Source organism: Methylomicrobium agile (assembly GCF_000733855.1).
Taxonomy (GTDB): Bacteria; Pseudomonadota; Gammaproteobacteria; order Methylococcales; family Methylomonadaceae; genus Methylomicrobium; species Methylomicrobium agile.
Genome location: NZ_JPOJ01000001.1, coordinates 779,687 through 797,048 on the forward strand (window position 1 = coordinate 779,687; position 17,362 = coordinate 797,048).

14 protein-coding genes and 2 tRNA genes are annotated in these 17,362 nt (G+C 58.2%); 8 read left to right on the forward strand and 8 right to left on the reverse strand.

Annotated features, from left to right (window positions below; genetic code table 11):
* Positions 1 to 212 precede the first annotated feature (212 nt).
* Together CC94_RS0103655 and CC94_RS0103660 are read right to left on the reverse strand one after the other, a co-directional pair.
* On the reverse strand, positions 213 to 752 hold the full coding sequence (locus tag CC94_RS0103655) for a disulfide bond formation protein B (RefSeq protein WP_031429820.1): 540 nt from the start codon (positions 750 to 752) through the stop codon (positions 213 to 215).
* Positions 753 to 790: 38 nt separating this feature from the next.
* The gene (locus CC94_RS0103660) at positions 791 to 1,558 is read right to left on the reverse strand and encodes a sulfite exporter TauE/SafE family protein (RefSeq protein ID WP_031429822.1); all 768 of its coding nucleotides are present in this window, start codon (positions 1,556 to 1,558) and stop codon (positions 791 to 793) included.
* 114 nt (positions 1,559 to 1,672) lie between these two features.
* Between CC94_RS0103660 and CC94_RS0103665 the strand changes: the two genes are divergently transcribed.
* Positions 1,673 to 2,926, forward strand: coding sequence for a multifunctional CCA addition/repair protein (locus tag CC94_RS0103665; RefSeq protein ID WP_031429824.1), 1,254 nt, complete (start codon positions 1,673 to 1,675; stop codon positions 2,924 to 2,926).
* Positions 2,927 to 3,005: 79 nt separating this feature from the next.
* Here CC94_RS0103665 and CC94_RS0103670 read toward each other — a convergent pair whose 3' ends face one another.
* Complete coding sequence (locus tag CC94_RS0103670; protein WP_031429826.1) at positions 3,006 to 3,425, reverse strand: hypothetical protein; 420 nt, start codon at positions 3,423 to 3,425, stop codon at positions 3,006 to 3,008.
* A 214-nt stretch (positions 3,426 to 3,639) separates the two neighbouring features.
* Here CC94_RS0103670 and CC94_RS0103675 point away from each other — a divergent pair, with 214 nt between their 5' ends.
* A complete protein-coding gene (locus CC94_RS0103675) occupies positions 3,640 to 4,122 on the forward strand; it encodes a YajQ family cyclic di-GMP-binding protein (protein ID WP_005374057.1) in 483 nt (160 codons plus the stop codon).
* 156 nt (positions 4,123 to 4,278) lie between these two features.
* On the opposite strand, the gene CC94_RS0103680 is transcribed toward CC94_RS0103675, so the two are convergent.
* The 5 genes from CC94_RS0103680 to lon all read right to left on the reverse strand — a co-directional run bounded on the left by CC94_RS0103680 (position 4,279) and on the right by lon (position 9,439).
* Positions 4,279 to 6,159 (reverse strand): SurA N-terminal domain-containing protein, encoded by a 1,881-nt coding sequence (locus tag CC94_RS0103680; RefSeq protein ID WP_031429828.1) that lies wholly within the window; start codon positions 6,157 to 6,159, stop codon positions 4,279 to 4,281.
* Positions 6,160 to 6,382: 223 nt separating this feature from the next.
* Positions 6,383 to 6,459: transfer RNA gene (locus CC94_RS0103685), tRNA-Asp, on the reverse strand.
* 6 nt (positions 6,460 to 6,465) lie between these two features.
* A tRNA-Val gene (locus CC94_RS0103690) sits at positions 6,466 to 6,541 on the reverse strand.
* Positions 6,542 to 6,557: 16 nt separating this feature from the next.
* On the reverse strand, positions 6,558 to 6,827 hold the full coding sequence (locus tag CC94_RS0103695; RefSeq protein ID WP_005374059.1) for an HU family DNA-binding protein: 270 nt from the start codon (positions 6,825 to 6,827) through the stop codon (positions 6,558 to 6,560).
* 179 nt (positions 6,828 to 7,006) lie between these two features.
* Positions 7,007 to 9,439: an endopeptidase La gene (gene lon / locus CC94_RS0103700; RefSeq protein ID WP_031429829.1), complete on the reverse strand. Its 2,433-nt coding sequence runs from the start codon at positions 9,437 to 9,439 to the stop codon at positions 7,007 to 7,009.
* Positions 9,440 to 9,647: 208 nt separating this feature from the next.
* On the opposite strand from lon, the gene CC94_RS0103705 reads away from it, so the two are divergent.
* From CC94_RS0103705 to CC94_RS0103730, 6 genes are all read left to right on the forward strand, one after another.
* A complete protein-coding gene (locus CC94_RS0103705) occupies positions 9,648 to 10,196 on the forward strand; it encodes a Slp family lipoprotein (RefSeq protein WP_005374062.1) in 549 nt (182 codons plus the stop codon).
* Between the two features lie 492 nt (positions 10,197 to 10,688).
* On the forward strand, positions 10,689 to 11,102 hold the full coding sequence (locus CC94_RS21195) for a hypothetical protein (protein WP_036303704.1): 414 nt from the start codon (positions 10,689 to 10,691) through the stop codon (positions 11,100 to 11,102).
* Between the two features lie 131 nt (positions 11,103 to 11,233).
* Positions 11,234 to 12,535 (forward strand): TolC family protein, encoded by a 1,302-nt coding sequence (locus CC94_RS0103715; protein ID WP_036303706.1) that lies wholly within the window; start codon positions 11,234 to 11,236, stop codon positions 12,533 to 12,535.
* A gap of 233 nt (positions 12,536 to 12,768) precedes the next feature.
* A complete protein-coding gene (locus CC94_RS0103720; RefSeq protein ID WP_036304255.1) occupies positions 12,769 to 13,869 on the forward strand; it encodes an efflux RND transporter periplasmic adaptor subunit in 1,101 nt (366 codons plus the stop codon).
* The gene (locus tag CC94_RS0103725; protein WP_031429837.1) at positions 13,869 to 16,928 is read left to right on the forward strand and encodes an efflux RND transporter permease subunit; all 3,060 of its coding nucleotides are present in this window, start codon (positions 13,869 to 13,871) and stop codon (positions 16,926 to 16,928) included. The genes CC94_RS0103720 and CC94_RS0103725 overlap by 1 nt, the downstream gene beginning before the upstream one ends.
* Complete coding sequence (locus tag CC94_RS0103730) at positions 16,925 to 17,230, forward strand: DUF3240 family protein (RefSeq protein ID WP_031429838.1); 306 nt, start codon at positions 16,925 to 16,927, stop codon at positions 17,228 to 17,230. Before CC94_RS0103725 ends, CC94_RS0103730 begins: the two co-directional genes overlap by 4 nt.
* Positions 17,231 to 17,362 lie beyond the last annotated feature (132 nt).

Consider the following 17,362-nt stretch of genomic DNA (forward strand, 5'->3'; position numbering starts at 1 on the left):
ATTTAAAAAAATATTAGGCCAATAAAAGCAGGCGCCGAAGCACAAGTTCAAACCGGTGCATAACTTGTCAAGCCCGGGAAGAAAATGCGCCGTTTTAGATAAAAACGGCCAACGAAAAACCGGCTTCCCCCTGTCGAATGCGGCGAATGCTCCGTTTTGCCGGAGCCTGGATGGGCTACGCCGCTGCCGCACTTAGAATGAGGCGATCGGAATCAGTCCCTCGAAGATTCCGATCCACGCGGCCTGGCGTTCCAGAACTGCAGCAGGCTCAGCGCGGCCAGCATCAAAAAGGCGACCAAGGTCCAGGCCGGCATGCTCAGCCCCCAGAAAGTCCAGTCGACTTTTGCGCAATCGCCCGTACCGCTCAGCATCAGCTTCAGCGTTTCGGTCAGCGGAAAATTGTTGAAGACGTATTCGAGTCCCGGGCCGCATTCGGGCACCTCTTCGGGCGGCAGATGCTGCAGCCAGACGTGCCGGACCGACACCGAGCCGCCGCCCAGTGCGGTCAGCGTTCCCAGAATCGCATAAACTTTGACGCCGGCGCTGCCCGGATTATGCAGTCCGGCAATCAGAAACACGATCCCGGTCAGCAAGATCCCGATACGCTGGGAAATACACAACGGGCACGGCTCCAGTCCGCCGACGAACTGAAAATAAGCGCCCATCGACAACAGAAAAACGCAGCCGAAGAATCCCAGAAAGAACCCTATGCGGGGAGTCAACCTTATCCGTTCCAGCCAATTTTTGTTCATTCAATACCCAAATCGTCATGCATGTAAAGCGAATCCGGCTAGAGCCAGATCATTTTGGCCGCCATGATCAGCAACAACAACGCGAAGTAGCGTTTCAGTTTTTGCGCCGGAACGATCCCGGCCAGCTTCGCGCCGATCGGCGCGGTGAGCACGCTGGTCAATACGATTCCGGCGAACGCAGGCAGATAAATATACCCCAAACTCCATTCGGGCAACAGCGGCGCCTTGAAGCCCAGCAGGATATAACCGGCGGTTCCGGCAATCGCGATCGGCAGCCCGCAGGCGCTGGACACCGCGACCGCATTCCGGATGGGAATCCGGAAATGCACCAGATACGGCACAGTCAGCGAGCCGCCCCCAATCCCGATAATGGCCGATAGACTGCCGGTCAACAAGGCCATCGCATGATCCTGAAGCCGCGAAGAAGGTTTCCCGCCGACGTTCGGCTTTCTTTGCAGCGCCAACTGCAACGAGACATACAACAGATAGATAACGAACACGATCCGCAATACCTCGCCCGAAATCCGGTCGGCAATCACCGTACCGAGTACCGCCCCCGCCATGATGCCGGGCACCAGACGCCAAACCTTGTCCCAGATCACCGCGCCGAGCCGATGGTGCGCGATCACCGATGCGATCGAGGTCAGGATGATCGTCGCCAATGAAGTCGCGACCGACATGATCATCACCTGCCCCGGGGCGAACCCTTGCGCCGCGAACAACATCGCCAGCACCGGCACCATGATCAGGCCGCCGCCGATGCCGAAAAGTCCCGCAAACAAGCCGGCCACGGCACCCAGCAGCATGGCGGCTGAAAATAAAACGCTCACTTTTTCTCCCGAACCCGTTGACGGCTATCGGCTGCCGCCGTTTCGCCGTCTATGGTATGCTAAGAAGCTTCATCAATAAAGTCATCACATATGGAAATTTATCTGGTCGGCGGCGCAGTGCGCGACAGTTTGCTGAAGCTTCCGGTCGAAGAACGCGATTGGGTCGTCATCGGCGAAACGAACGAGTCGATGATCCGCCGGGGATTTCGGCCGGTAGGCAAGGATTTTCCGGTGTTCCTGCATCCGGACAGCCACGAAGAATACGCGCTGGCCCGAACCGAGCGCAAAACCGCGCCCGGCTACAGGGGGTTTGCGGTGAACGCGGCGCCGGATGTCACCCTGGAGCAGGATTTGCTGCGCCGCGATCTGACGATCAATGCGATGGCGATGACCGCGGACGGCCGACTGGTCGACCCGTACGGCGGCCGCGCCGATCTTGAAAAGCGTATTTTGCGTCATGTATCTCCGGCTTTCGCGGAAGATCCGGTGCGCATTCTGCGGATTGCCCGCTTCGCGGCGCGCTATCAGCGCCTCGGCTTCACGGTCGCGCCGGAAACGCTCGCGCTGATGCGCAGGATGGTCGCGGCAGGCGAAGCCGACTTCCTGGTCCCCGAACGGGTCTGGGCCGAACTGGCGAAAGCCCTGAAAGAGCCCGGCCCGGCCGCCTTTTTCCGGACCCTCAGGGACTGCGGTGCGCTCGCGGCCGTGTTTCCGGAAATCGACCGCCTGTTCGGCGTGCCGCAGCCCGAGAAGCATCATCCCGAAATCGACACCGGCGTGCATACGCTGATGTGTCTGGAACAGGCCGCACGGCTGTCCGCTAAACCCGTCGTCCGGTTCGCCGCGCTGACGCATGACCTCGGCAAAGGGGTCACGCCGAAGGACAACTGGCCGCATCACTACGGGCACGAGCAGCGCGGGCTCGGCGTGCTGGAGACAATGTGCGCGCGCCTGCGCGTGCCGAACGCGTTCAAGGCGCTCGCACTGCAAGTCGCCAAATACCATACCCATTGCCATAAGGCGTTCGAACTGCGGCCGGGCACCCTGACCGATACGCTGGCCGCGCTAGGAGCATTCAAACCTCGCCATTCGCTCGACGATTTTTTAGCGGCGTGCGAAGCGGATGCCAGAGGCCGCAAGGGCTTTGAAGGGCGGCCCTACCCGCAAGCCGAATTCATGCGCGGCGCGGCGCGGGCCGGCGCCGAGGCGGATACCGCCTCCATACTGAACGGCGGCCTGAAGGGACCGGAGATCGGCGAAGCGGTCCGCCTGGCGCGCATTGCGGCGATCGGCGATTTTACCCGGCAACATCTTGCGGGCCGGGAGATAAAGGAAAAACCTTGAGCAAGGCGAGAGAATGGTTTCTCCGGTATCCGAGTCCATGATGTTGAAGAGCGTCTCGATCGGCTGGCCAACGGCCTCTTCAGCCGGTCAACTGTTCGGCAATCGGATTCATTCCGGTGATGGAACCCTGTCTGCCGGTCGTGATCAAGCCGTTGCCAATCGCCTGCAAAGTCACCGCCAACAACTGTTCGCGCTGCTTGAGCACTTTTAGGGTATGCTGTAGAACCTGATGGTTCTGTTCCAGAATGCGTCCAAGCCGCGTCAATTCACCCTCGCCGGACAACGGATTTTTAACCGAAGGATCGTTTTCCGAGATTTTTTTGACTGCAGCCGTTTTAAAAAATCCAGGACGGCCGCTTCGGTACGCTGGCGCATCAACCGCCCGCGTATTGTGGTAATCGAGCCCTACGACACCGGACAGCAAACCAATAAACGGCAAAAAACTGCTCAGCGGCAACCATATTTTGAGGCGGTAAGAACGGAAAGTCGTCCGGGTCATTCGATTGCCTCGACTTCATCCGGAATTGATTGTAGAGGGAAACAAAAAGCACTGCGCCCGATGCATCAGCAGGCAACATCGACACAGGCAAAGGCTTAGAAAAGTATGCATGGATTTCGGTATAGCTGGGGCACAAACTGATTCCGATAGACTCGCGGCCTATTCCTTATGAATTATAGTAAAATCTTCTTTTCTAACCAGCCGCTCTTTCGAAATGCCCTCTTTTGACATTGTTTCCGAATTCGATAAACAGGAAGCCCGTAACGCGGTGGATCAGGCCAACAAGGAAGTCTCGACCCGCTTCGACTTCAAAGGCACCCACTCCAGCTACGAACTGAACGACAATAAGCTCCTGATGACCTCCGGCTCGGAATTTCAACTGCAGCAAATGCTCGATATCGTACAGACCAAGCTGACCAAACGCGGCGTCGATATCGGCTGCCTGGACATTGCGGAACCTAAAGCGAGCGGCAAGGTCGTGCGCCAGGAAATCACGCTTAAACAGGGCATCGATCCGGCGCTGGCCAAAAAAATCGTCAAAATGATCAAGGACAAAAAATTGAAAGTGCAGGCCGCGATCCAGGGGGATCAGGTCCGCGTGACCGGCAAACAGCGCGACGATCTGCAGGAGGTGATTCAAATGCTGAAGCAGGAGAAGCTGGAGATGCCTCTGCAGTACATCAACTTCAGGGATTGATTTTCAATGGGTGAGTTCAACCGAAAATGGCTTTCCGGCCTAGCCTGCCAAGTTTTCAATGCCCGGCCGGCCTTTCGACAATAAGGCAGGTAGGGGTGGCCATGTCCCATCATCAGGACATACAAAAAAAGGGAGCCGAAGCTCCCTTTTTATTTTTTATTGCGTTTTGGCCTCGCCGGCGGACTGATTGATCTCGATATCCGCATCGGCTTCGAGCGTCGCCAGCATCGCATTGAAGTCGGCCTGTCCGAAAGCCCTGGCGATATTCTTGGTCGCCAGATCCATTTTCTTCTTGTCGTCCTCGCTCATCACGCCCGGCGCCACCTGGGTCAGGCTGGCCACGGCCTGCGAGCCGTCCGGCAGTTCGGCAACCAGAATCGTCGGCTTGCCTGCCTGAGGCTTCGCCGCTTTGAATACCGCCTCGCTGAGCGCGTCGGGTATCTCGGTCTTGCTGCGCGTATAGCCGGTCAGCGTTTTCACTTCGAGCTTCTCGTTCGCGGCCAGATTCGCCAGCGTCTCGCCGGAGCGCAATGCTTCCTTCAGTTTTTGCGCTTTTTCGAGGGCCTGCTTTTTGGCCTTCTCCGTCTGCAGTTGCGCGACGATGCCGGCTTTTACGCTGTCCAGCGCCTGGATCGCGGCCGGTTTATGATCGAGCTTGCGAAGCACGACCACATGCTCGGGGCTGACTTCGACCGGCGCGCTATTGTTGCCTTGCAGCACTTCATCGGAAAACGCCGCTTCGCGGATTTTCGGATTCGCGGCAATGCCGACGCCGGTCGCCTTGGTAAAGAAGTCGGTTTTATTCACCGTCAACCCCAGCGCCTTGGCGACCGCATCCAGATTATCCGGATTTTCGTAACTCATCTCGGCCAGTTTTTCGCCCGAATCGTAAAATACCGATTCGGCCTGCGCTTTCCGGTAAGCCTTCTCGACTTCGGCCTTCACTCTGTCGAACGGTTTCGTTTCTCCCGGCACCAGTTCGGTCACCTTGATCAGATGATAGCCGAACGACGATTTGACCGGCTCGGAGACTTCGCCCAGTTTAAGCTTGCCGACGGCCTCTTCGAACGCCTTTTCCATCGAGCCGGCATTGAACAGGCCCAAATCGCCGCCGTTCTTCGCGGTCAGCTTATCGTCGGATACTTCGGCGGCCAGTTTCGCGAAGTCTTTGTTCGCCAGTTCGGCTTTCGCTTTCTGCGCCTTGGCAAGCACGGCTTTTTCGTCGGTATCCTTATTGACCGCGAACAGGATATGGCTGATCTTGCGGCGTTCCGGCGTACTGTACTGATCCTTTTGCTCGGCGTAGTACGCTTTCAGCTTATCCTCGTTGACTTCGACCTTCTGCGAAATCGCATCCAGCGACAACTCCACGTAGGCGACCGAGATCTGCTCGGGCGTTTTAAACCGATCCTGATGCTGCTGGTAATAAGCGTTGATTTCTTCGTTGGAAGGCTGTTCGGTCAGCTTCGGCAACGCCACGGTGACATAGTCGAAATCGCGCTGCTGATTCTGAATCTTGAAAAAACTCTCGACATCGTAAGGCGTCGCAAAACCGGTATCGGAAACGCTTTCTTGCAGTTGCTCCATGATCAGCGCATTCTTGATTCTCGCCACGAATTCGTTCGAATTCATCCTTTGCGCACTCAAGAGCGATTTGTAGCGCTGCTCGTTAAATTTGCCGTCGACCTTGAAGTAATCGAGATTTTTGATGAAATCGCGCGCTTCCTGATCGGTCGCGACCAAACCTTTCGCATGCGCATATTGCAACAGGACCTCGTCCTTGATCAGCTTGTCGAGCGCCTGCGCTTTCAACGTCCGTTCGTCGATGCCCAGGCCGCGGAACTGCTGCGCATACTGCTCATAGGCCCGGTTTACGTCGTTCTGATAAAAATCTTTATCGCCTACCGAAGCTACCGGGGCAACTTTCCCGGCATCAACATAATTCTGGATGCCCCATAACGCAAACGGGATACCGATCGCCAGCAAGATGACCCATGCGAACGCGCCTTGCGTCTTTTCTCTGATTGTCGTCAGCATATGCTTTTTACCTTAAAGAAACCCTCGATTGAAGGCAAAACCCCATTGCCGTCAAGCCAATGACTGAAATTTTCCTCCTCCGGAAAGAGAAGGATCAATAAAGCGTCCCTGTATTCATTTCCTCTTTGCCCTTCCCTCGCGGAGGACCTTGACTTTATCGCAGTGCGGCAAAACCCGATTAAAAAAAAAGCCCCGGACCGAAAGGTACGGGGCTTTCTTGTTTTGGCGGAGCGGACGGGGCTCGAACCCGCGACCCCCGGCGTGACAGGCCGGTATTCTGACCAACTGAACTACCGCTCCAAAGTCTGGTGGGTGCTGAGGGGTTCGAACCCCCGACCCTCGCCTTGTAAGGGCGATGCTCTCCCAGCTGAGCTAAGCACCCGACTTAAAGATTGCCATTATACAGCATCTTTTAAAGATTTGCCAACCTTAAATGAAGGAATTTTTGCAGCCTTGATCGTAATTTCTTCTCCGGTCTGCGGATTACGGCCCTTGCGCTCGGGTCTTTCCTTCACGGAAAACGTGCCGAAACCGACCAGCGTGACCGAATCGCCGGCTTTCAGGGCTTCTTCCACGGCTTTGGTGAAGCCGTCCAGAGCGCGACCGGCGTCAGCCTTGGTCAAGCCGGAAGACTGTGCGATTGCGTCGATTAATTCCGATTTATTCATTATTGTTCCCCCTTAGGAAGTTCTATTCTATGTTCGTTCAGTAAAACCCGGTTCAATCCTTATGGGCGCGAAAACCACACAGGAAGCTACAGTTATATCAAGCGCGATTCCTTACTGTCAAGCCTGGAACGCTTGAAATAACTGCATTTCCGCGCTTTCGCCGCAAAAAGCGGCAAAGCTTAATGCGCGGTTACTCCCTGGTTTTTTACTTTCACGGAATCCAGGTCGGCCTTACTTTTTTCCTCGGCCTCGTCGCTCGCCGCGGGTGTCGGCAGATACTGCAAGGCAACCGCCAGCACTTCGTCGATCCAGTGCACCGGCTTAATATCCAGATTTTGTTTGATATTTTCCGGAATGTCCGCCAAATCTTTCGCATTATCGGCCGGAATCAGCACGGTAGTGATCCCCCCCCGGTGGGCGGCCAGCAGTTTTTCCTTCAGGCCGCCGATCGGCAGCACTTCGCCGCGCAGCGTAATTTCGCCGGTCATCGCCACGTTTGCGTGGACCGGGATTTTGGTCAGCGCGGAAATGATCGCCGTGCACATCCCGATGCCCGCGCTCGGGCCGTCTTTCGGAGTCGCCCCTTCCGGGACGTGAATATGGATGTCGTTTTTCTGGAACACGTCGTTGCCGATGCCGAAAGCCTTCGCACGGCTTCTGACCACGGTCATCGCCGCTTCGATCGACTCCTTCATCACTTCGCCGAGCTTACCGGTCGAAGAATGCTTGCCCTTACCTGGAATCACCGCGGTTTCGATCGTCAAAAGTTCGCCGCCGACTTCGGTCCAGGCCAGGCCGGTCACCTGTCCGATCTGATCCTGCTCTTCGGCCAAGCCGAAATCGAAACGCCGAACCCCCAGGAAGCTGTCCAGATTTTCCGACGTGACCTCCATCTTGCGTCCGGCCGGCTCCAGCAGCAGCGACTTGACCACTTTCCGGCAAACCTTCGAAATATCGCGCTCCAGACCCCGAACGCCCGCTTCGCGGGTGTAATAGCGGATCATGTCGCGCACGGCGGCCTCGCTGATCTCGATCTCGTGCACTTTCAGGCCGTTGTTCCGGATCTGTTTCGGAATCAGGTAACGCATCGCGATATTAATTTTTTCGTCCTCCGTATAGCCCGCCAGACGAATCACTTCCATCCGGTCCAACAGCGCCGGCGGAATGTTCATCGTATTCGCGGTCGCGACGAACATCACGTCGGACAGGTCGAAATCGACCTCCAGATAGTGGTCCGAAAACGTATGATTTTGCTCGGGGTCCAGCACCTCCAGCAAGGCCGAGGCCGGGTCGCCGCGAAAATCGGCCGCCATCTTGTCGATTTCGTCGAGCAGAAACATCGGGTTGCGTACCTTCACCTTGGCAAGATTCTGCAGGATCTTGCCCGGCATCGAGCCGATATAGGTGCGCCGGTGCCCGCGAATTTCGGCTTCGTCGCGCACCCCGCCCAAGGCCATGCGCACATACTTGCGGTTGGTCGCGCGCGCAATCGACTCGCCGAGCGAGGTCTTGCCGACGCCCGGAGGCCCCACCAGGCACAGGATCGGCCCTTTCAGCTGTTTGACGCGCTGCTGCACGGCCAGGTATTCGAGAATCCGTTCCTTGACCTTTTCGAGCCCGAAATGATCCTCTTCCAACACCTGCTCTGCGATTTTCAGATCGTTGCGGACTTTGGTCTTTTGCTTCCACGGCACGCTGACCATCCAGTCGATGTAGTTCCTGACCACGGTCGCTTCGGCCGACATCGGCGACATCAGCTTCAGCTTGTTCAACTCCGCCAGCGCCTTGGCCTTGGCTTCCTTGGGCATGCCGGCTTCTTCGATCTTGCGTTCGAGGTCCTCGACTTCGTTCGGCGCATTTTCGATTTCGCCCAGCTCCTTCTGAATCGCCTTCATCTGCTCGTTCAGGTAATATTCGCGCTGGTTCTTTTCCATCTGCTGCTTCACGCGCACACGGATGCGTTTTTCCATTTCGAGCAGATCGACTTCGCTTTCCATGTAAGTCATCAAACTTTCCAGGCGCTTGCCGATCTCCACCGTTTCGAGGATCGCCTGCTTCTCGTTGACCTTCAACGCCATGTGCGCGGCGATCGTATCGGCCAGGCGGCTCAGGTCGTCGATGCCGGCCAGCGCATTCAGCACTTCGGGCGGTATCTTGTTGTTCAGCTTGACGTACTGGTCGAACGAACTGATCGCGGTACGCTGCAGGACTTCCTGCTCCTGTTCGGACAGGACGAGTTGTTCTTCGATGGTGGCAACGGAGGCCGAAAAATAACTGCCGGTTTCCTTATACTTTAAAACCTGGCTGCGCTCGCTGCCTTCGACCAGCACCTTGACCGTGCCGTCGGGCAGTTTCAGCAACTGCAAAATATTGGCCAGCGTACCGACCCGGTAAAGGTCATCGAAATCGGGCTCGTCGACTTCCGCTTCGCGCTGGGCGACCAGCAGAATCTGCTTGTTTTCCTTCATCGCCGCGTCCAGCGCATCGATTGAACGCTCCCGGCCGACGAATAACGGAATCACCATGTGCGGATAAACCACCACATCGCGGAGCGGCAATACCGGCAGCAGCAATCGGGGTTGTTGTATGTCTAAATCTTTTTGCGTGTCCATTTCAGGAACCTTCGGCACTATTCTTTAGGAGTAAAAATTATGGGGACGCCTTGAAAAATAACAACCGTTCAAGAAAATTATTCCCCTCATTCAAAGTCTTAATTTGTGTTCTTTTTTTGACAATTTACCATATAACTCCGCTAATATCCGATCGAAAATTTTTTAAACCGCGAAATATCCTCTTCAAACCGGCTATGGAGACCCTCCGATGAAGTATTTGCCATTGCTCATTCTCTGCTTGTCGTTAACCGCCTGCTCCACCTTGCCGCCGGCCATTGAAAACCCGCCCGCGGTCGATATTTCGTATTCCCAAGCAACCGGCGATATTGCCCACTACCGGAAATATCCGGTGCGCTGGGGAGGGGTGATCATTGACGTGCTGAACGAGCAATCGTTCAGCCGGCTCCAGGTCATTGCCTATCCGCTGAACAGCTACGGGCGCCCGGTCCGGGACAAACCGCCGCAAGGACGTTTTTACATCTACAGCAATACGTTTCTCGATCCAGCGATCTATGAGAAAGATAAAGAGGTCACTGCGGCCGGAGTGCTGAAGGGCGACGAAGCGTTGATGGTTGGGAAAAAAAACCTCAGGCTGCCGGCGCTCCAGGCCACTACGCTGCATCTATGGCCCCAATACGAACGCATGCCTTATTATTACAACGGCGGCTTCGGCCCCGGCGGCTTCTATCCCTATCCGGGCTATTACGGGTATCCTTATTTCTGGGGCGGATACTACGGCTATTATCCCCGTTACTAGAGCATTTTCGCTTTGGGTCTATGGCCTTCGTAAGGAAAGCACGTCATTCCGGCAGAGCCTGCCCCGGTCAGGGATTGAGACGACTGCACTCGTAGGGTACGCTGTGCGTACCTTTCGACATTGAGGGTACGCACAGCGTACCCTACGAGGTTGGACTTAACGGCAGGGCACCCTTCAGACGGTAAGGACTTCCCTAAAAAACGATATGAAAATGCTCTAGCGGAACGCGAATCGGCCCCATCCTTTGACGGATGTCCTTGCGTCAGGGGCCGACGCATCCTTTTACGGCGAGAGCCGCGACAAGGGAGGAAAAGCCGTTGTCCAAGCGCGGGCAAATAATCGAGAAACGCTGCCTTACCGGATTCGGATCGGTGATCCTACGCTTCGATGACGCCGGTTCTGCTTCCCAAAACCGGCCGGCAGCCACTTAAATTTCGGATTTGAATTCGGTTTAAAGCGTATAATGCGGGAACCGATTCCATCGTCACCCCCATGTTGTTATCGAGTCATTCATTTTTACCGCTTTTGCTGGTCATTCTGCAATTTTTTGCCCCGCTGCTGCACGCGCATACCAGCCAGCCAGACCCGCAGTTCGGCCTGCACGTTCCGGGGCTTGAAGCTTACGGCGCACCCGCCGGCGGCGTGATCGCCGCTCAGCCCGAGTCAAGCTATGCGGACGCCGCGGACTGCATCGTTGCGGTCGATGACGGTTTCCGTGAAAAACAACCCGGCCTCTCCGGCAAGCCTTTTCCCGACGGCACCGGTCCGGCGCTTCTGCCCCGGCTTTTCTGCCCCGATGCCTCTCCCGCCGTATCCCGGACGGAATTTCCTCAGCCCCCGCTGCCCGCTTCGCGGCATCGTTCGCCTTCCCCCGCCGCTCCGCGCGCACCTCCGCTGGCCGCATAACGGCCTGTTCCATTCCTTAATCGGAAGTTTAAGTCGCCAGGTTTAGACGCTCGCCGCGCATTCGCGCGCGGTCGCGCGTCACTGCCTGCCTCATCCGGAGCGGCGCTGCCGCCGCATTGAGCATTGAACCTATGAATGCATTGAATCTTTATCCGTCCGGCCGCGCTGCCGCAGCTCTGGGCGCGGCTCTATTGTCTTTCGCTGCGCAGGCGGAAGATATCGCCCGGCCGCCGGAATTCCATCGGAACATTCAACCGACTATCGACCATTTCGATCCGATCGAAGTCGATCCCACCTTGAATCTGACCCAAGTGATCGACCTGACGCTGGAAAAATATCCCGACTCCGCCTGGCTCGCCGCGCAGGAAGCGGAAGCGGCGGCGATTCTGGAGCGCAGCAAAAGCTGGACATCCGGAGCCGCGCGGGCGGGACTGGCGTATCAGGAAGCGACCAGCGGCACGCTGCACTATATCGACGCGATCGTACAGGTGCCTTTGTGGAACCCCGGCCAGCGCGATGCGGAACGCAGCCTGGCCGACCGCGCGCAAGCAGACGCCGAATCGCAATCGAAGGCAGTCCGCCTGCGCGTCGCCGGCCTGATCCGCACCGCGCTTTGGGACATGGAACTGCAAAAAGTCCGCCATCAGCAGGCGCTGGCCGAAGTCGACACTTACGGGCAGTTATTCGACAAAATCCGGCGCCGGGTCGAGCTGGGCGATCTGCCTGAAGCCGACCTGCTGCTGGCGGAAACCGAACTCCTGCAAAAACGTTCGGCCCTGACCCTGGCCGAAGCGGAATTCATGCACGCGCGCAAACGCTACGCGACGATCACCCAGACTTCCCGCATTCCGGCCGAATTCAACGAAAATCTGGCGGAGCTGGGCGAGATTCAAAAAATCCATCCGGCCCTGGCGGCCTTGAACGGCCGGATCGAACGCAAGAAAGCCCAGATCGAAGCGTTGAGATTGACCGGCTCCGGCCAGCCGGATCTGACCGTAGGCATCAACAGCGACCGTCCGAGCGATCACGATCCGCGCAGTAACAATACCGAAAGCTTCAACATCGCCGTTTCGGTGCCCTTCGGCGGCAGTGCGCACCTGCAGCCGCAGATTGCCGCGCTGCAGGTCGAGGAATCCCGTCTGCTGGCCGATTATCAACAGCTTTATCGGGACCTGGAGTTGGCGCATCACGAAGCCGAACACAACCTCGAAGTGAACAAGGCGGAGCTGAAAATCGCCGAAGAAATGCGACAGGTCGCCGAAGCCCACATGCGGATGATGGAAATCAGCTTTTCGGCCGGTGAAATCGATTTGATGGATTTGCTGCGAGTCAAGGCCAGAACCCAGCAGGCGATTCTGAATGCGAAGGAACGCTCGGTGATCCTGCAGCGCGATATTGCGCTTTACAATCAGACGGTAGGAATGATGCCATGAAAAAGCGAATCGAGTACAAGGCGCACGATACAAGATACAAGGGTTTCGCATGCGCAAGCGAACTGGAACCTGAATATTTTTTCCGCGCCTCTTCATCAAAAAGCGCTCCGAACCATCGGCTTTATCCATATCTTCCGATCTGTAGGGTACGCTGTGCGTACCGTTTCCGCAGGGGCTTTGCTTGGCCGGAAAAAAGATACGCGCAGCGTACCCTACGCGGGCTGGTTTTCGCCTTGTGGCTTGCACCGTCCACGCTGTTTTTTTCCGCTTCGGCGCTGGCAGCCGAAAACAGCATCGCGATTGCCGCCGACCATCTAAAAAATCTGGGCGTCGTGCTCGGCAAACCGGAACCGGTCACACAAATCCCGCTGCTGACCGCCCCGGCCAAAGTCGTGGTGCCGCCTTCCGAGGACTATCTGGTCAGCGCATCCCAGTCCGGATTGATTACCCGGCTGCATGCCTCGATCGGCGAAACGGTCAACAAAGGCCAGGTGCTCGCGGAATTGAACAGCCCGGACCTATTGACGCTGCAGCGCGAATATCTGAAAGCGGAAAGCGCGCTACAACTCGGCTCATTGGTCTTCCGGCGCGATAAAAAGCTGTTCGAGGAAGGGGTGATTCCCGAACGCCGCTGGCAGGAAACCACCAGCCAGTATCGCGCCTTTGCGTCCGAAGCCAGCGAGCACCGGCAACTGCTCGAAATCGCCGGGATGACCGATGCCGAAATCGAGCGGCTGAAAAACACCCATCGCCTGAGCGGCCAACTGCAGGTACGGTCGCCGATCGCCGGCACCGTGATGGAACGCATGGCCGTTGCCGGCTCGCGCGTCGATGTGCTCGCCCCGCTGTACCGGATCGCCGATCTGAGCGAGCTCTGGCTCGAAATCAGCATTCCTCAGGAACGCGCGGCCGAAGTCAAAATCGGCGATAGCGTGGAGCTTGAAAATGCCGAACCGCAGAACGGCGCCGCCACGGCGAAAATCGGTCTGCTCAGCCAAAACGTGAATCCGGAGAATCAAACGGTGCTGGCCAGAGCCGTGATCGAGGGCAAACAGCCCGCGATTCGTCCGGGCCAGCGCATCAATATCCGGATCATCCAGACGGCGGAAAGGCCGGCTTACCGGGTGCCGAGCACCGCGATCGCCCAGCACGAAGGCCGCGCGTACCTGTTCATCCGGAGCGCCAGCGGCTTTGACGTCGCGCCGGTCGACGTGATCGGCAGGCAGGGCGAGTCTTCGATCGTCGCGGGCAATCTGGCCGGCACCGAAGAGATCGCGGTCAAAGGCGCGGTGGCGCTGAAAGCGAACTGGCTCGGACTCGGGAGCGGCGAATAATGGCGCGGCTGATTCAATTCGCACTAAGCCAACGCATCCTGATCCTGCTGTCGATGCTGCTGCTGGCGGGCGCCGGCTACCACGCGTTCACCCATATCCCGATCGACGCGTTTCCGGAAGTCTCGCCGACCCAGGTCAAGGTAATCGTGAAGGCACCCGGCATGACCCCCGAGGAGGTCGAGGCGCGCATCACCGCGCCGATCGAAATCGAACTGCTCGGCATCCCGCATCAGGTGATGCTGCGCTCGATCGCCAAATACGCGCTGACCGACATCACCGTCGATTTCAGCGAAGGCACCGACATTTACTGGGCGCGCCAACAGATCGCCGAACGCCTGAACACGCTGTGGAGCGACCTGCCGCCGGGCATCGAAGGCGGGATCGCGCCGATGACCACGCCGCTCGGCGAAATGTATATGTTTTCGATCGAAGGCGGCGATTTGAGCCTGATGGAACGGCGCGACCTGCTCGACTGGGTGATCCGGCCCGCGCTTCGGGCCGTGCCCGGCGTCGCGGACGTGAATTCGCTCGGCGGCCTGGTCAGAAGCTTCGAAGTGGTCCCCGACAATATCCGGCTGGCCGCGCGCGGCATCACGATCGACCAATTGACGCACGCGATCGAAGCCAATAACCGCAACGACGGGGCGGGAAGAATGGTCGACGGCGAGGAAGCCTTGATCGTGCGCGCCGAAGGCCGGATCAAAACGCTCGCCGACCTCGGCGGCATCGTGATCGATACCCTTAACGGCATCCCGATTACCGTCGGCGACGTCGCCGAGGTCAGGATCGGCGCCTTGACCCGCTACGGCGCGGTCAGCAAGAACGGTCAGGGCGAATCGGTCACCGGCCTGGTCTTGAGCCTGCGCGGCGCGAACGCCCGGCAGACGATCGCAGGAATCGAGGACAAATTGGCCGAGATCCGTCCCGGCTTTCCGCCCGGCGTCGACGTGAAGGTGTTCTACAACCGCGGCAATCTGGTCGACAAGGCGGTCGATACGGTGCTGCATGCGCTGTTCGAAGCGATCGCGCTGGTCGTGGTGCTGTTGATCGCATTTCTGGGCAACCTCAGAGCGGCGGTCACCGTGGCGCTGGCGTTGCCGATGGCGGCACTGTTCACTTTTATATTAATGAATGCGATGGGCATGTCGGCGAATCTGATGAGCCTCGGCGGCCTGGCGATCGCGATCGGGATGCTGGTCGATGCGGCCGTCGTGGTTGTCGAAAACATCATCACCCATCTCGCGCACACCGAGAAAGCCCGCCGCCTGCCGCGGCTGCATGTGATCTACCGCGCCGCGCGCGAAGTCGCCGCGCCGGTCACGTCGGGCATTCTGATCATCATCATCGTGTTCCTGCCGCTGTTGACGCTGCAAGGCCTCGAAGGCAAATTGTTCACCCCGGTCGCGCTGACCATCGTCTTCGCGCTGAGCGGCTCGCTGGTATTGTCGCTCAGCGCGATTCCGGTCGTCTCTTCGTTTCTGCTCAAGCGGGTCTCCCATGAAGAACCGTGGCTGCCGAGGCAGCTGTTGAAACTGTACCGGCCGAGGCTGGACTGGTGCCTGAACAACCCCAAGAAACTGTTCGGGGCGGCGGGGATTTTATTGGCGCTGACCGTGATCGTCTTTACCCGGATCGGCAGCACCTTCATGCCGACGATGGACGAGGGCGACATCATCGTGCAGCTCGAAAAACTGCCGTCGATCTCGCTGGAGCAGTCGGTCGCGCTGGACGGACAGGTGCAGAAAAACCTGCTGAAGAAAATCCCCGAAATCGACACGATCGTCTCCCGGGTCGGCTCGGACGAGCTCGGCCTGGACCCGATGGGTTTGAACGAAACCGACACGTTCCTCGTGCTGAAACCGAAAGCCGAATGGCGGATGCAAAGCAAGGACGAACTGATCGAGAAAATCCGCCAGGTCATGGCCGAAACGCCTGGCATTGCGTTCGGCTTTACCCAGCCGATCGAAATGCGCGTTTCCGAGATGCTGACCGGCACGCGCGGCGACGTGGCGGTCAAACTGTTCGGCAGCGACCTGAACGTCCTTGCCGAAAAGGCCGAACAGATCGGCGGGATTTTGCGCGGCATCGAAGGGTCTTCCGACGTGTTCGTCAAGCAGAACAGCGGAATGCAGTTCCTGCAGGTCAGGATCGACAAAGCGCGCGCGGGCCGGCTCGGCCTGGACAGCGACACGGTGGAAAAGCTGCTGCGCTCGCAAATCGAAGGGCTGAAGCTCGGCATCGTCCAGGAAGGCATCAAGCGCACCCCGCTGCTCCTGCGCGGCGACAGCAATACCGCCAATTTCGACAATCTGCAGATCGCGCTGCCGGGCGGCGGCCATGTGCCGATCGACGGCATCGCCGAACTCGAAAAAGTCGAAGGAGTGGTCGCGATCGGCCGGGAAAAAGGGCAACGCTTTACGGTCGTGCGCAGCAACGTGCAGGGCCGCGACCTGGTCAGCTTCGTCGACGAGGCCCGGCAAAAAGTCGGCGAACAGGTCAAACTGCCGACCGGCTATACGGTCGAATTCGGCGGCCAGTTCGAAAACCAGCAGCGCGCGGCCGCGACGTTGTCGGTCGTGGTGCCGGTCTCGCTGGGCCTGATCTTCCTGCTGCTGTTTTCGACCTTCGGCTCGGTGCGCCAGGCCGCGCTGGTGCTGTCGAACATCCCGCTGGCGATGATCGGCGGGGTATTCGGCCTGTGGATTTCCGGCGAATACCTGTCGGTGCCCGCCTCGGTCGGCTTCATCGCGCTGCTCGGCATTGCAGTGCTGAACGGCGTGGTGATGGTCAGCTATTTCAATCAACTCCTGGCGACCGGGATGGGACTTGCCGAGGTCGTGGTGATCGGCTCCGCCCGGCGCCTGCGGCCGGTGCTGATGACCGCCAGCATCGCGGCGTTCGGCCTGATCCCGTTGCTGTTCGCGACCGGGCCCGGTTCCGAAATCCAGCGCCCCCTGGCGATCGTGGTGATCGGCGGGCTGGTGTCGTCGACCTTCTTGACCCTGTTCCTGTTGCCGATCCTGTTCAAACGGTTCGGCCGCGCCCCGGAGAATGCATGAGCGACAAAGAATTTCTGGTGACTTTGAACGTGCCGATCGGCCTCGAAGAAGCGATCGTCGATTGCCTGTTGACCTTCGAATCCGAGCACGGCTTCAGCAGCTTTCCTGTGTATGCCCACGACCACCGCAACGAAGGGCTGTCGCTCGCCGAACAGGTTTTCGGGCGGCAAAAGCGGATACGGTTTCAGATGTATGTCGAGGAAGCCGTTTTGGCCGCGTTGCTGGCGCGGCTCAGGGAAGAGTTTGCCGGGGCCGGTATCCGCTATTGGGTGATGCCGGTCATCGATAACGGCCTTATCTGACCGGCATGCGTTTATGTTCGGCTCCGTACCGACATTGACTGCCGTCGAACCTAAAATTCGCCAACAACCCGATGGCTACGGAACAGGGCCGTAGGATGTGGTGAGGAACGAACCGCATCGTTCGCGATTGGC

Excerpts from the sequence above, each read along its gene's own strand:
- CC94_RS0103655 (WP_031429820.1), bottom strand. The coding sequence starts at position 752 with ATGAACAAAAATTGGCTGGAACGGATAAGGTTGACTCCCCGCATAGGG.
- CC94_RS0103660 (WP_031429822.1), bottom strand. The coding sequence starts at position 1,558 with ATGCTGCTGGGTGCCGTGGCCGGCTTGTTTGCGGGACTTTTCGGCATC.
- CC94_RS0103665 (WP_031429824.1), top strand. The coding sequence starts at position 1,673 with ATGGAAATTTATCTGGTCGGCGGCGCAGTGCGCGACAGTTTGCTGAAG.
- CC94_RS0103670 (WP_031429826.1), bottom strand. The coding sequence starts at position 3,425 with ATGACCCGGACGACTTTCCGTTCTTACCGCCTCAAAATATGGTTGCCG.
- CC94_RS0103675 (WP_005374057.1), top strand. The coding sequence starts at position 3,640 with ATGCCCTCTTTTGACATTGTTTCCGAATTCGATAAACAGGAAGCCCGT.
- CC94_RS0103680 (WP_031429828.1), bottom strand. The coding sequence starts at position 6,159 with ATGCTGACGACAATCAGAGAAAAGACGCAAGGCGCGTTCGCATGGGTC.
- CC94_RS0103695 (WP_005374059.1), bottom strand. The coding sequence starts at position 6,827 with ATGAATAAATCGGAATTAATCGACGCAATCGCACAGTCTTCCGGCTTG.
- lon (WP_031429829.1), bottom strand. The coding sequence starts at position 9,439 with ATGGACACGCAAAAAGATTTAGACATACAACAACCCCGATTGCTGCTG.
- CC94_RS0103705 (WP_005374062.1), top strand. The coding sequence starts at position 9,648 with ATGAAGTATTTGCCATTGCTCATTCTCTGCTTGTCGTTAACCGCCTGC.
- CC94_RS21195 (WP_036303704.1), top strand. The coding sequence starts at position 10,689 with ATGTTGTTATCGAGTCATTCATTTTTACCGCTTTTGCTGGTCATTCTG.
- CC94_RS0103715 (WP_036303706.1), top strand. The coding sequence starts at position 11,234 with ATGAATGCATTGAATCTTTATCCGTCCGGCCGCGCTGCCGCAGCTCTG.
- CC94_RS0103725 (WP_031429837.1), top strand. The coding sequence starts at position 13,869 with ATGGCGCGGCTGATTCAATTCGCACTAAGCCAACGCATCCTGATCCTG.
- CC94_RS0103730 (WP_031429838.1), top strand. The coding sequence starts at position 16,925 with ATGAGCGACAAAGAATTTCTGGTGACTTTGAACGTGCCGATCGGCCTC.